Origin of the sequence: Halanaerobium kushneri, from assembly GCF_900156285.1 — a bacterium.
In the GTDB taxonomy this organism is placed as follows: Bacteria; Bacillota; Halanaerobiia; order Halanaerobiales; family Halanaerobiaceae; genus Halanaerobium; species Halanaerobium kushneri.
The window spans coordinates 126,103-139,162 of the sequence record NZ_FTNC01000001.1 but is presented as its reverse complement, the minus strand read 5'-3'; the positions used below and the strand labels follow the sequence as shown (position 1 = coordinate 139,162).

Annotated in this window: 17 protein-coding genes; all 17 read right to left on the bottom strand. The window is 31.0% G+C overall.

The genetic code is table 11. From position 1 onward, the window contains the following. Positions 1-16: 16 nt before the first annotated feature. The 17 genes from BW929_RS00600 to BW929_RS00520 all read right to left on the bottom strand — a co-directional run bounded on the left by BW929_RS00600 (position 17) and on the right by BW929_RS00520 (position 13,044). A complete protein-coding gene (locus BW929_RS00600) occupies positions 17-1,504 on the bottom strand; it encodes a S41 family peptidase (protein ID WP_076543427.1) in 1,488 nt (495 codons plus the stop codon). 91 nt (positions 1,505-1,595) lie between these two features. Beyond that, complete coding sequence (locus tag BW929_RS00595; protein ID WP_076543426.1) at positions 1,596-1,967, bottom strand: VOC family protein; 372 nt, start codon at positions 1,965-1,967, stop codon at positions 1,596-1,598. A 22-nt stretch (positions 1,968-1,989) separates the two neighbouring features. Beyond that, entirely contained in the window at positions 1,990-3,027 is a 1,038-nt protein-coding gene (locus BW929_RS00590; protein WP_200805203.1) for a S66 family peptidase, read from the bottom strand. 58 nt (positions 3,028-3,085) lie between these two features. After that, positions 3,086-3,325, bottom strand: a complete 240-nt coding sequence (locus BW929_RS15325) for a GNAT family N-acetyltransferase (protein WP_200805202.1) — start codon at positions 3,323-3,325, stop codon at positions 3,086-3,088. A 194-nt stretch (positions 3,326-3,519) separates the two neighbouring features. Continuing rightward, positions 3,520-4,104 (bottom strand): GNAT family N-acetyltransferase, encoded by a 585-nt coding sequence (locus BW929_RS00580; protein ID WP_234978037.1) that lies wholly within the window; start codon positions 4,102-4,104, stop codon positions 3,520-3,522. A 64-nt stretch (positions 4,105-4,168) separates the two neighbouring features. Further along, positions 4,169-5,035: a pyridoxamine 5'-phosphate oxidase family protein gene (locus BW929_RS15430; RefSeq protein WP_234978036.1), complete on the bottom strand. Its 867-nt coding sequence runs from the start codon at positions 5,033-5,035 to the stop codon at positions 4,169-4,171. Between the two features lie 274 nt (positions 5,036-5,309). Next, positions 5,310-6,188: a cation diffusion facilitator family transporter gene (locus BW929_RS00570; RefSeq protein ID WP_306806896.1), complete on the bottom strand. Its 879-nt coding sequence runs from the start codon at positions 6,186-6,188 to the stop codon at positions 5,310-5,312. Between the two features lie 83 nt (positions 6,189-6,271). Next, on the bottom strand, positions 6,272-6,697 hold the full coding sequence (locus BW929_RS00565; RefSeq protein WP_076543423.1) for a MarR family winged helix-turn-helix transcriptional regulator: 426 nt from the start codon (positions 6,695-6,697) through the stop codon (positions 6,272-6,274). A gap of 186 nt (positions 6,698-6,883) precedes the next feature. Further along, a complete protein-coding gene (locus BW929_RS00560; RefSeq protein WP_076543422.1) occupies positions 6,884-7,675 on the bottom strand; it encodes a thymidylate synthase in 792 nt (263 codons plus the stop codon). After that, positions 7,675-8,187 carry a dihydrofolate reductase gene (locus tag BW929_RS00555; protein WP_076543421.1) on the bottom strand — a complete coding sequence of 171 codons (513 nt, stop codon included), beginning with the start codon at positions 8,185-8,187 and terminating at the stop codon, positions 7,675-7,677. The genes BW929_RS00560 and BW929_RS00555 overlap by 1 nt, the downstream gene beginning before the upstream one ends. A 136-nt stretch (positions 8,188-8,323) precedes the next feature. Further along, positions 8,324-9,364 (bottom strand): GNAT family N-acetyltransferase, encoded by a 1,041-nt coding sequence (locus BW929_RS00550; RefSeq protein WP_076543420.1) that lies wholly within the window; start codon positions 9,362-9,364, stop codon positions 8,324-8,326. Between the two features lie 31 nt (positions 9,365-9,395). After that, a complete protein-coding gene (locus BW929_RS00545) occupies positions 9,396-10,250 on the bottom strand; it encodes a UbiA family prenyltransferase (RefSeq protein WP_076543419.1) in 855 nt (284 codons plus the stop codon). 27 nt (positions 10,251-10,277) lie between these two features. Next, on the bottom strand, positions 10,278-10,643 hold the full coding sequence (locus BW929_RS00540) for a DUF6713 family protein (RefSeq protein WP_076543418.1): 366 nt from the start codon (positions 10,641-10,643) through the stop codon (positions 10,278-10,280). A 54-nt stretch (positions 10,644-10,697) separates the two neighbouring features. After that, on the bottom strand, positions 10,698-10,976 hold the full coding sequence (locus tag BW929_RS00535; protein WP_234978035.1) for a hypothetical protein: 279 nt from the start codon (positions 10,974-10,976) through the stop codon (positions 10,698-10,700). Beyond that, positions 10,942-11,487 (bottom strand): DUF924 family protein, encoded by a 546-nt coding sequence (locus BW929_RS00530; protein ID WP_076543417.1) that lies wholly within the window; start codon positions 11,485-11,487, stop codon positions 10,942-10,944. The genes BW929_RS00535 and BW929_RS00530 overlap by 35 nt, the downstream gene beginning before the upstream one ends. A gap of 37 nt (positions 11,488-11,524) precedes the next feature. Continuing rightward, entirely contained in the window at positions 11,525-11,821 is a 297-nt protein-coding gene (locus BW929_RS00525) for a YciI family protein (protein ID WP_076543416.1), read from the bottom strand. 290 nt (positions 11,822-12,111) lie between these two features. Next, positions 12,112-13,044, bottom strand: coding sequence for an aldo/keto reductase (locus tag BW929_RS00520; protein ID WP_076543415.1), 933 nt, complete (start codon positions 13,042-13,044; stop codon positions 12,112-12,114). Positions 13,045-13,060 lie beyond the last annotated feature (16 nt).

The window sequence follows — 13,060 nt, the reverse complement described above, 5'->3', positions numbered from 1 at the left end:
AAAATTTTTTTAAAAGTTAACTTACTTCTAATATTTCTAAAGCAAGTTCCAACTGAGGGTCTCTCTGATTTAATATATCATTTATATCCTCTTTAACGATTATATCGGGTTTAATCCCTTTATTTTTGGGAAGACCCTCTACGGCAAGCTCATATACCAGAGTAGAATAATGAAGGCGCATCCTGGTATTATTTAAGACAATATCTTTTGAACTATCAGTACAGACATATGAACCACCAGTTTCACTTCCTACTATAGTACCAAGTTTATTGTATTTAAAAAATGCAGTAAAATGGGCGGCGGTTGAAAAATTTGCTCCATCTGTTATCAGAACTACCTCTCCCTCAAAATTGTTTTCAGCAGCTTCAATTGGGTCTGTAAAGCCCAATAATCGCTGGAGAAAAGGAAGCTCATCTGTAAAATATTCAGTTTCTTTATCAACTAGATAAGAAAGTAAAGCTTTTGACATAAATGGATTGGCCCCAAAGTTCCCTCTGAGGTCTATAATTAAATTAGAAATATTTCTCTTCTTTAAATTCAGGAAAAATTCTTCTAAAAATGAATCAAATTTTTCTTCATCTTCCTGCAAGAAAACATTTAGATTAAGCAGTGCATAATCATTAACTATTTGATTATCATAATAATTTCCGTCCCTATAACCTGCAAAGTGAAGGCTCCAGGAAGTTAAGTTATAGCTTTTATTTTGTTCGGCATTTAAATCTGCAGTTAATAACTTTCCATCTTCGTTAAGATACTCAACCTTAAATCTATCTGAATTATCAACAAAATCATAGAATCTACTGTTAAAATATTTGCTGATTATAAATCTCTGTTTTGCTTCACCTTCTCCATCACCACTAATATTTTCAATTAACTTTTCTATAATTTTTTTGCTGTTCAAACCATTAATTGACTTAATTTTATTACCTCTTCTAATTCCACTATCCTGATCATCTTCCAAAACAAAAAGTTCATCATTTATCAGAGTTACTTTTAATGGGAAAAATTCTACCTTATCTTCTCTATTTTTTTCTAAAGCTTCAGAAATATATAAATTTGTATGGCCACAGTTAATATCGGCAACTAAAGGATTAATTAATCTGTAAAATTCTGACTCTGTCATTCCCTCTTCAATTCGACCATAAGTTTTAGCAAAATCTGCTTGTAATTCATTTTTATTAGCAAAGAAAAGAGGATTTTCATCCATAATAGTTCTTTCGATTTCTTTTAGATCCTGAACTAATTCCTCTCTACTGTATGTTTTACTTTTAGCAGCTTCCACATTAATATAAGTGCCAAAAAAGCCTGTATAGTATAATATGAGAGCCGCAAGCAAGCAAAGAACAGTCCAACCCCCAAATATTTTTATTCTTTTCCCCTGCAGCTTCTTTCTTAATGCAATAAATGAAAATACCAAGATAAGTGAGCAAAAAATAAAGATTACTGCAAATGAAATAATCGTATTAACCGGCAAAAGACTTGACTGATTGACTGAAAATATCATAATTACCCTCCTAAAGATTTATCTTAAATTAATAATATATTATTAAATAAAAAAAGACACCCATCTAAAGTTAGGGTTTTTAAAATTTTTATTAAATATGCTGATCTATTAAAATAGGATTACCATCTGGATCAATAATTACAAAACTACCTGGCCCCTTTTCACCGTCAAGTGATTCTTGTTCTGTCTCAATGCTTTTATTTTTTATTTTTTTATATAACTCACGCACATCTGAATATTCATCTAACTCATCAGCATTCTGGTTCCAGCCGGGGTTAAAGGTAAGAATATTCTTATCAAACATTCCTTGAAACAAACCAATCAGTGCATCTCCATTTTTCATAATTAAATAATTATGCTCAATTTTACCGCCAAAAATTTCAAATCCCAAACTTTGATAAGAATCTCTTGATACTTTAAGATCCTTTACATTTAGACTAATTGAGAAAGCTCCTAATTTCATTTGTTCACCTACTAAAATTAAATTATTTAGTACCTGATTCATTAATTATAAATTTTTTATTATTGCAGTTTATCTCAGCCTCTGCTCCATAAGGTAATATGAACATTGGCGCCGTATGGCCAAAATTCATGTTGTATAGTATCGGTAAGTCATCTCGTTTTGCTTCCTCTTTTATTACTTTCAAATACTCTTTTTTATATTCTTCATAATACTTTTCATCATGAGGTTTAGCAATAATTAATCCATTTATTCTTTCGAATATTCCTAAAGCATTTAAAGCTCTAAGATACCATCTTATGTAATCTGGAGAGGGTTTATCTTCACTTGTTTCTAAAAATAATATTTTATTTTCCCATTCTTTTAAATCAGGCCATAAGAACGTTCCCCTCAGCCAATCCATTACTTCAATACAGCCGCCAATCAACTCACCTCTTACTTTACCACTCCCCTGAAGAAGTTCATAGCCCCTTATTTCTTTATTTAATTTCCTTTTTATCTTACTCTTTTCTTTGTTTTCCCAGGGCAGCAATTCAGAAGTCCAATATTTACTCTCATTAATTTCTCCTATGATTTCATTACTAAATAAAACCTTCCTGATCCACTTTACCGTATAATCATGCATTTCTACATTTTCTGCAAATTCAGCTAAAATACTAGGGCCATAATAACTTCTCAACCCGGCTTTATAGCACATAAAATGATTTACTGTTGTGTCTGAATATCCCATAAATATTTTTGGATTATTTTTTATAACATTAAAATCTATGTAAGGTAATAATCTAAGCGTATCATCTCCACCTATATTAGAAAAAATGGCTTTAATATCTTTGTCTTTAAAAGCACTCATCATATCTTCCGCCCTTGCCTCTGGATGATTATATAAATACTCACTCCCTTTTAGACTATTTGGCATTTCAACAACATCTAGTCCAAATAATTTTTCAATTCTTTTTTTACCTATCTCATATCTGTATCTAAGATCTTGATCTCCTGCACCACCCCATGACAAACTTACTGCTGCCATTTTATCTCCTCTTTTTAATCCTTCGGGTTTTATCATAAAAATAACACTGCCTTTCTATATTTTTATATCTGTCTCCAATTGATTAAGATATCTTTCAAATCCATTCCTCTTTTAATACCGCATAAATAATATCGTCTTTCCATTTTCCATTAATGAAAACACTTTTCTTAAAATGTGCCTCTTTTCTCATTCCAAGTCTTTCTAAAAGATTAATAGATTTTAAGTTATCCGGATCAACAGAAGCAGTTACTCTATGTTTGTTTAAATCAAAAAATAAATAATTTAGTACAGCTGTTACAGCTTCGGTAGCAAGTCCTTTTCCTTGATATTTCAAAGATAGTGAATATCCTATCTCACTTGGTATTCATATATTTTTGGATTGGATCGATATTTAAACATTGATTCTGCATCAGACATACTTGTTCCTCTTAAAAATAGTCTTTCAGTTGAAATTTTTAATTCACTCATCTTTATCTCCTCAAAAAATATGCTTAATATAAAAGAATATAAATACTTTTTCAGCAATATCTAAGCATTATAATACATATCGTAAACAACATAGCCATCAATTTCAGCAAGGGAGCCCGGAAATGTTTCCTGACACATCATACATCTTGGTTCTTCCATAGGGTAGCCGCTTGTTGGATAGATGCCATACTTGCTCGAAGTTTCAAAACCAACTCTGTTGTAAAAATTGAAATCTCCTTCAACTGTTATCCCTCTATATGCTAATTTTTTTACTTTTTCAATTCCCTGAGTCAGCATAGCTGTACCTATTCCCATTTTAAAGTAATCTGCATGTACTGCTACCGGTGCAAGCATAACTATTTCACTTTCAGCTTTATCTTTATGTCCCCCTTCTTTGGTTGGAGACAAGGGGAAGTGTGAAAATAGAAAATGACCGACAATTTTATCATTTAGTTCAGCTACAAATGACAATTGAGGAATATAATATTTAGAATCTCTAATTTCTTCAATTAATGCAATAATATCAGTGCCATCTGAATATGGGGTTCCCTCCTTAAAAGAACGTAAGACGAGAGATACAATATCTTTATAATCTTTGTGAGTTTCTGGACGGATTGTAATATCTTTTCTTATTGATTTATTCATTGTAATTTCCCCCATTAGTAAATTTTATATTTATTAATCAAAAAATATTTTTCGTTATTAAAAATTATTCTGAGAAGTCACTAATATATCTGACCTGATCCTGGCTGTTTGAAATAATAATTTCTTTAATGCTGAAAACAATTAAACCTATGTTATCTCCTAAAATGAATTGAGGCATATTGTTCTTTTTTAGATGTGTTTTTCTATATTGCTCTTCTTTTGCATTTCCTGATTCAATAGTCTCAGCAGTTCCTAATAAAGTAGCACTCAGTTTATCTGAACTGGAGAATACAAGTAGTGATATGTTTTTGTTTTTTTGAATGTTATAATATTTCCTGCTGTTTTTTCTGCTGCTTAAAATGATTTTGTTTTCTGACTCCAAGTAGGTAAAATTCATTAGTGATAAATAGGGTTTATCTTCCCATGTGGTAGCCATTGTGCATAAATTTTTATTTTCAAGTAAGTTTTTTATTTCTTCTGGAATATGCATATTTTCCTCCTTAAGATTTTGATAAAAGCAGAGCGAAATCCTTATTTTCTTTTCTTCTTCAAGTATTTCATCCCAAAATTTCTTTGATTCATCTAACCAACCCTGCTCATAAAATTCAACATTAATAAAAGGGATAAAAGTTGATAAAAAAATAATTTCTTCAGCCTCTATTTTTTTGGCAAATTCTATTGATTCTATAACTTTCTCTTTTGTTATTTTTCTAATTTTTGGTTCATTAGTCCCTGGATTTAAATCAATATAGGCACCATCAACAATATATCTAAATTCTTTTAATTTTTTTATAAATAAAAGATCTTTGTCATTATATTTTTCTAAATAGCCTGGATATAAAGGATTTTCTATATTTATAAGAGAAAAATCTTTAGGAAATTTTTTATCTTTGAAATCTTCTAAACTGCAGCCTACTCCTAAATTGATCATTTATTTATTCATTTCTCAGCATAATCATGATAATAAACCAATTATAAAACCGATAGATAATATACTGTATTTTTTCCGTAAATATAATACTGCAAAACCAGTCCAACCAGTTTCCTCTAACAAACCTCCACCAATAATCCCCCCAGGTTCGTTGAAAAGTCTTACTGTCTTTTTGTGGATCAGTGCGGTAGATAGAGATTATTTTTTCATTTTAAAAAAAGTTATATAATAAATTTAGCGCTAAATAAAATAATTCCTGCAAGTAATTAATTTTTTACCAGGGATCTACATGGACTAACACATCCTGAATACTTTCATCACTATCTTTAAGTCGCTTCTCTACATCTTTTGCAACATTGTGTCCTTCTCCAACAGTCAAATTATTATCTACTGCAATTGATATTTCAACAAAAATACTTGGACCATATGATCTAAGTTTGATATCACCAACATTATTTACCCTGTTAACTGCGTTTGCAATCTGCTTAAACTCCTTGACTTGACTTAGGTCGGGTATACAATCCATTAATTCATTAACGGCGTCTTTTAAAATATCAAATCCTATTTTGGCTATAAAAATTGCAACTATTAGACCAGCAAGAGGATCGAGATAAGAAAACCCGAGTCTAGATCCAGTTACCCCTATTAAAGCAGCAATTGAAGAAAATGCATCTGAACGATGATGATGTGCATCCGCTATTAAACCCTTGCTATTAATTTTTCTCCCCATTTTCACTGTATACTGATATAAAGCTTCTTTTATAATTATTGAAAAAAATGCAATCCACAAAGCTATAAAACCAGGTTGAATTATATTCTCATCAAAAATACTAGAATAAGTATTTTTGATTAATAAAAAACCAGTAGTTAGTAAAATAAGTCCAAGTAATGCAGTTCCTATAGCTTCTGCTTTCCCATGCCCATAAGGATGATTTCTATCCGCTGGAGTCTGTGAAAACCTAATACTTATCAGAATAACTATAGTAGAGGCTATGTCAGAAACAGTATGGAGCCCATCAGCAATTAAAGCCATACTTGAAAAAGTTATACCTACTATAATTTTAATAATTGATAATAATATATTTACTATCAAACCTATAATACTCACCTTTTTTCCAATCTTATACCTTTTTTCTTCAAACAAAATATTCACCCCTTTAAATTAATTTGATTTCTAAACATTATATAAAATAAATAGTTAGTTTGATTTATCTAATTAATTATTTAAAAAAATTTCTATTGACAGTCGATCACCTTTGTAAATATTTCAACCACTTTGTTTAATTCCTGATCATTTAAACAGTTAGATATCATCAGAGCAAAATCGTTATGGGCTTTATCATGAATATCTACAACTCTTTTTCCTGCCTCTGTTAAAAGTAAATTATAAACTCTTCTATCTTCGATAGAGTGTACTTTTTTTAAGTAACCCTGTTTTATTAATTTATTAACTGCTGTAGTGATTGTGGGTTTGGTTACACCTATCTCTTCACTTAAGTCTGTAAAGGTTGGATAGCTTAATTTTTTTACTATGTCAAGATAATACAATTGCCTAACTGTCAAATCTGATAATTCATCACTATTTAGGGCTTTATCTTCAAATTCTCCCATCATGGAAGATATCTTTTCAACTACATCTACTAGTGCTTTGCGTGGTTCCATTAGTTTTTCCCTCCTTATATTAATTTTAGTTAGTACAATCTAATTAATATAATCAAACTATATCATTTGCGATATATGCTGTCAAGTTTATCTTAAAAAAATTTATTGACTATTTTTGTATAAAAAGCCTGACAGTATTTTCAACAGCCAGGCTGTAGATATTTGTTTTGAATATAAATGAATATATTAAACAGAAACTTCTCCTTTAATAGTAGGATGTGGGTCATATCCGATCAGTTCTATATCTTCAAATTTAATGTCAAAAATATTATCAGTTTCTTTATTTATTTTTAGCTGAGGTAAAGGTCTCGGCTCTCTGCTTAACTGTTCCTTTATCTGATCAAAATGATTGTGATATATATGTACATCTCCACCGGTCCAGACAAATTCTCCAACTTCAAGTCCAACTACATGGGCTATCATATGAATTAATAAACTGTAGCTTGCAATATTGAAGGGAACGCCTAAGAAAGTATCACAGGAGCGCTGATATAGCTGACAGGAAAGTTTACCATCGGCCACATAGAACTGAAAAAGTAGGTGACAGGGGGGGAGGGCCATCTTATCTAAATCTCCAACATTCCAGGCATTCACAATTAATCTTCTGGAATATGGATTTTCCTTAATCTGTTCAATTACCTCAGAAATTTGATCTATTGTACCCTCTCTGCCTTCCCAACTTCTCCACTGATGACCGTAAACATTGCCTAAATCTCCATTTTCATCTGCCCATTCATCCCAGATATGTACATCATTATCATTTAAATACTTTATGTTTGTATCTCCCTTTAAAAACCAGAGCAGCTCATGGGCAACTCCTTTCCAGTAAACCTTTTTAGTGGTCATTAGAGGAAAACCTTTCTGCAGATCAAATCTCAGCTGATGACCAAAAATACTCCTGGTACCTGTACCTGTTCTATCCTCGCGATCAACTCCACTGTCTAAAATTTGCTGACACATCTCAAGATACTGTTTCATTAAAAATCACTCCTAGATTTTTGATTTTTTCGCTGAAAAATATGATAAGAATATGAATATGGATTATCGCTTTCAGTAGTTCCCTTCTTTTCTGATACTTTATACCACTTCTGCCAGTCTACCTCCGGGAAATATGTATCTCCAGAAAACTGATGCTCAATGATTGTTAGATATAATTTATCACTATATTTTAAAAACTGTTTATAAATTTCTGCACCACCGATGATAAAAGCCTCTTCTTTTTTCTTCAAAAATTCATTCAATATTTCTTTTTTTGAATGAACTACTTCACAGCCTTCAGCTGTATAATCTTTATTTCTTGTTAGAATAATGTTTTTCCTGCCGGGCAAGGGAAAACCAATTGATTTAAAAGTCTTTCTTCCCATGATGACCGGTGCTCCCATAGTTATTTCTTTAAAATATTTTAAATCAGCCGGTAATTTCCAGGGGATTTTTCCCTGCTCACCAATTAACTGATTTTGATCCATTGCTGCAATTATTGATAAACTCATTTGATCACCTTTCTAAACTAATATAAAATTTAAATTACTGTAATCATTATAGCAAGAAATTAATGGTTTAGAAAGGATAAATAAATTATTGATCTTTAAATAATAATTTTTAAAATTTGCAAAATCAACCTTTTAACTAATACAAAAATATTATATAAATAGAAATTAATAAAACAATAGCATAAAGCCATTTATTCCATTCAAATAATCTCTTCCCGCCAAAGCTAGCCAGGGGATAAAAAGGAACAACATTAATTATCATAAAAGTAGCAGAGATAGATGACATAGTTTTAAAAAAACTAAATTCGCTTAGAAGTGTTCTTGTTAGAAATACTATCAAGAATAAAGAAATCAATTGGGTCAAAGCTGTTAAACCCAGAGAGCGTTTAAAGTCTTTCTGCTGTCTGTAAACTTTTGGATACCAGTTCCCTGAAATAAAAAATATTCCTCCCAAAAGAGCAGCTATAAAAGGTATTAGATAACCACCATCACAGACTCTAAAATACCAATTTTCATTTGAAAATAATGTCCCAAGATAGCCAAAAACTAATCTAATAGCTAAAATTGATACTACCGCTCCAATAATATAAAAAGCATTTTTAAAACCATAAATAAATAGTGGTAGTAATAATAAAGCGGTAAAAATTAAATATTTAAAAATCTGAAAAATTGATTTTTCTCCACTCTGAGAGATGGCATTATCCTCTAACTTTAGATAATAGTCCATACCTGTTGCAAAATTGAAAGGAGTTTTAAATGTCAGATTAAGCATACCCAGAACTCCAAATTGTCTAATTAGATCATTTAATCCAACTCTTTTTAAATTTTTATTAATAAACATCTTCCAGGATCCAACATTATCATCTCTTACTACGGCACTATAACCATCACATTCTTCTTTTTTCATTGTATCTAAACAGTGATCAACCAGTTTGCTACCAATACCTTTTCCATGGAAAGCCTTATCCACAAAAATATAATCAACATAACCAATCTTTTTATCAGCTATAGTTAAATATTTATATAATACTGCACCTATAATTTTATTGTCTTCAAGAGCAACATAACAATCTTTTGGTTTTGGTATAAAAAGGCTCTCAAACCATTCAAAGGTCTTTTTCCCAAGTCTTCTAACCTGCTCTGCTTCGTTTTTTTTCATAGCTCTTATTTCAGGCATGCTAAAGAACCTCCTAATATTAATTTCTAAATTAAATATCAATCATACTCATGATAATTAAAAGCAATCCCAACAGACCACTAAGATATAATCTGCGGACATAAAGGCGACCTTCTTTTATAGTTTGAGTTTTTATAAGTTTTATACCCCAATATAAAATTAAAATATTTGTCACAGAAATAATAATCAAATAAAAGTTACCAAATATTCCTAAAATAACTGGGAGAAAACTTAATACCATAAAAATTAAAAATAATAAAAATGAAATATAAAGAGCTTTATTTCTTCCCATTAGTATAGCAATCGATTTAATATTCCTCTTTTTATCTCCCTCAACGTCCATTGCATCTGCTGCAATTTCTTCCCCAAGATCAAAAACAAAAAGCATCATACTAAAAATCACAGCCGCTGTATTCCAGGGGTTACCAACCACTATTCCTCCAAGAATGATTGTAATTGCAACTGAAGAACTGACAAATAAATTACCCACTAAACCTTTTTCTTTAAACTTCCAATTATATAAAAAACCAACAATCCAAAAAACAATGTATAACAAAACAGCAGTTCTGTTAATAAAAAATGATACCGCCAAACCTAATAATGATATAATAATAGTAAAAACTATAGCTGTAGTTGAAGAAATCAAGCCTGATGCTAAAGGACGTTCTGGTGCATTTACTTTATCAACTTCAATATCAAAAAAATCATTTAAAATCATTGCTGATCCTGATAGAAGAAAACCCCACATAAAGCCCAAAAACAATTCTGAGAATGAGGGTAAATTTCCAAGTGAAATTATTTCACCTAAAATCACAGAAACTCCTGCAGCAAAAGGTAATTCTGGCCGCAATAATTTAAATAGTCCTTTTATCTTTTCTTTTGTCATTTTAGTCTCCTTTTAAAATCAATTTTTTCATATCAAAAAATATAAGGAGGATATAAATAATATAATTCCAGTTAAGATATTAGAATAAATAATAATATTTGAAATTAACAAATTGAATCTTTCTTCTCTCTTAACAAATATTTTGTGTACTAAAAAGGGGATAATTCCTCCTAAACCTGTTAATAGTCCCATAATAAATCTAAAATTTGATAGCTGATCAACTTCTAATAAACCATAGAATAAAACAAAAATTATGGGAACATGCAGGATAAGAAAACTAGTTATTTCACCCGGTAATTTTAGTATTTTCCACTCCCTTTCATACCCTGACTCAATCTCGTGAAGTATTAATAAAGTTGCATTGAGAATATAAAATAGCGTTAAAAGATTCATTTTATTTATCCCCCTGATTCTCTGCTAACCATAATTAAATTAATAATCATAATTTCAGTTATTATCTATTTTTTTGAGTGTTACCTGAAATAATTTTCTCGGAAGTCCTCCTTCTTCAAATTCATTAATTTCAACCATATTAAATCCTTTTGCTAAATGTTTTACTTTTTCCTCACTAAAGAAATGAACAATAAACCCACCTACCTCATATAGGTCTTCTCCGCGGTGGACTCCTGTACCATAATCATCATCACTTGTGATCCTGGCAATGAACTCAGCAGTTTTTTTATTGATGAATTCAGAAGGACGAACCTGGCTGAGTAAGGAATTCAATTTCTTCAGCAGTAGATTTTCGTCCGAGTATTTCATTGCGGTGAGGGAATCTTCCAAATCGCTCTATTATATTTTTGTGCTTGATTTCATAATCAAAAGAATCTTCCATGCCAGGTTCATTAAAAAGTCTCACTGCCTTTTTGTGTACCTTTAGAGATTCACTGTGCATAAATGGCATATAGAAGAAACTGCGCTTGAAAGTTTCAACCTTGATGTGAAAACCCTTTCGAATAGCTTCCTGTGCCAGAACTAAAGCGCCAAGATTGTTTGCAAAAGCACCCGGTTTTCCACGGTAAATGTTTCGAGAAAATTGATCCAGGACTATTATTTCTGCAAGGCTTCCTTCCGGTGTCACCCGCCAGGATTCAAGTTCTCCCTTTGCTGCGGCATCATGAATCATACCAAATCGATCACAAATTTTGGCATCAAGCTCATCAGATGAATTAAACCACTGCTTTGGAGTTAATTCCTCAAACCAGAACTTCATTACTTCTTTACTTTTATCAATCATTTTATTTACCTCCTTTGGATTAGCAGAACAAATTATATTAATAACCTTCTATTTTCTCTGATAATAATACTAAGTTCCATTCATATATCTTATAAGTATATAAAGCTTTTTTGATAAGGGGATCCTTTTTTGCAATTTTTTTTGCTTCTTTCAAATTTTTAGCTTTAAAAATTATCATTCCGCCTTTTTTATTCTCAAATCCGCCACCAATAAAAAATCTCTCCGCTGCAATTTTTTCCAGGTAATCTATATGATCATCAAAATCATTAGTTTCAAATTTTTTATTATTATTTCTATAATCTATTCTTACAAATAATTTATCACCTTTTTCCACTAATCTCACCCCTCAATCATTGTCATTAAGCAAATTTTATAATATATGATTTACCTTTATTATCTTGTTTAATATCAACTTTATCTACTCCAAAACCAATATTCCAGAAAACACTTATGATAAGCAGTATTAAAAACTAATTCATAAAATATATATTATTATATAGTTCATCTAAAAGAAAAAAAACCTGCTTATACAAGAAAAACATCTGATTTTTTAATAATACAAAAAATTTAATATTCATAAACAAAAAAGGCCAGCACTAGGCCAGCCCATTCTTTTTAATTTTTTTACCACGGCAGTAAATTACCCTCTATATTTTCACTATAGAGTCTCTCATATTCTTTAATCTTCTCTTGAGATATATTATCAGTTGCACTCATATTCTCTTTTAACTGTTTCTCATTTCTAACACCGGGGATAACTGTCGAAACTTCAGGGTAACTCAATATATACCCTAAAGCCTCCTGTACCATACTATTGCTTTTACTCTTTATCTCCTTAACTTTTTCAACTAAATCTGCCCTTCTTTTAATAACCTGAGGTGACCAGCGGTCCCTTATTCCAGAAAATTCACTATTGTGATCATATTTGCCAGTCAACCAACCTGAATCTAAAGGAACTTTTACTATCAGCCCTACATCCTTTTCTCTAACTAAAGAAAAAGCATCTTTTGTCTCCTGGTGAAAAATATTAAAGAATATCTCCAAAACTTCTGAATCACTATTTTCTAAAACATATTTCATTTCAGTACTAGTATCAACAGATACACCAAAACTTTTAATCTTACCAGACTGTTTTAATTCCTCTAAAACTTGATAATGATTCTGTTCCTCTCTCATAATCTCATGTGGTGGACTATGTAACAATACGGAGTCAAGGTAGTCTGTCTGCAGCTTTCTCAAACTGGTCTCGACCGAATCTTTTATTAAAGAAGGTCTATAATCTGTATGTCCATCAGCGAAATGGCCAAACTTAGTACTGATTATTACTTGCTCTCTTTTTCCTTTTAAAGCCTTACCTAAAAGTTCTTCACTCTTTCCACCTGCATAGTTTGGAGCAGTATCAAAAAAATTACAGCCCAGGTCTATAGCTTTATGAACAAGTTTAATCGCTTCTTTATCTGTGGCTCCTTTCCAACTCTTTGTATTACCCAACTGCCAGGCTCCAAAACCAACTTCTGATACCATTAAACCGGTGCTTCCCTTTCTTCTTTTCTTCATAAATGATTCCCCCTTG

Bases quoted from the DNA above. Each gene is read 5' to 3' on its own strand.
- BW929_RS00600 (WP_076543427.1), bottom strand. From the start codon at position 1,504: ATGATATTTTCAGTCAATCAGTCAAGTCTTTTGCCGGTTAATACGATT.
- BW929_RS00565 (WP_076543423.1), bottom strand. From the start codon at position 6,697: ATGGAACCACGCAAAGCACTAGTAGATGTAGTTGAAAAGATATCTTCC.
- BW929_RS00560 (WP_076543422.1), bottom strand. From the start codon at position 7,675: ATGAAACAGTATCTTGAGATGTGTCAGCAAATTTTAGACAGTGGAGTT.
- BW929_RS00540 (WP_076543418.1), bottom strand. From the start codon at position 10,643: ATGAATCTTTTAACGCTATTTTATATTCTCAATGCAACTTTATTAATA.
- BW929_RS00555 (WP_076543421.1), bottom strand. From the start codon at position 8,187: ATGAGTTTATCAATAATTGCAGCAATGGATCAAAATCAGTTAATTGGT.
- BW929_RS00580 (WP_234978037.1), bottom strand. From the start codon at position 4,104: ATGAATAAATCAATAAGAAAAGATATTACAATCCGTCCAGAAACTCAC.
- BW929_RS00595 (WP_076543426.1), bottom strand. From the start codon at position 1,967: ATGAAATTAGGAGCTTTCTCAATTAGTCTAAATGTAAAGGATCTTAAA.
- BW929_RS15430 (WP_234978036.1), bottom strand. From the start codon at position 5,035: ATGATCAATTTAGGAGTAGGCTGCAGTTTAGAAGATTTCAAAGATAAA.
- BW929_RS00520 (WP_076543415.1), bottom strand. From the start codon at position 13,044: ATGAAGAAAAGAAGAAAGGGAAGCACCGGTTTAATGGTATCAGAAGTT.
- BW929_RS00530 (WP_076543417.1), bottom strand. From the start codon at position 11,487: ATGATTGATAAAAGTAAAGAAGTAATGAAGTTCTGGTTTGAGGAATTA.
- BW929_RS00550 (WP_076543420.1), bottom strand. From the start codon at position 9,364: ATGCCTGAAATAAGAGCTATGAAAAAAAACGAAGCAGAGCAGGTTAGA.
- BW929_RS00545 (WP_076543419.1), bottom strand. From the start codon at position 10,250: ATGACAAAAGAAAAGATAAAAGGACTATTTAAATTATTGCGGCCAGAA.
- BW929_RS00590 (WP_200805203.1), bottom strand. From the start codon at position 3,027: ATGATAAAACCCGAAGGATTAAAAAGAGGAGATAAAATGGCAGCAGTA.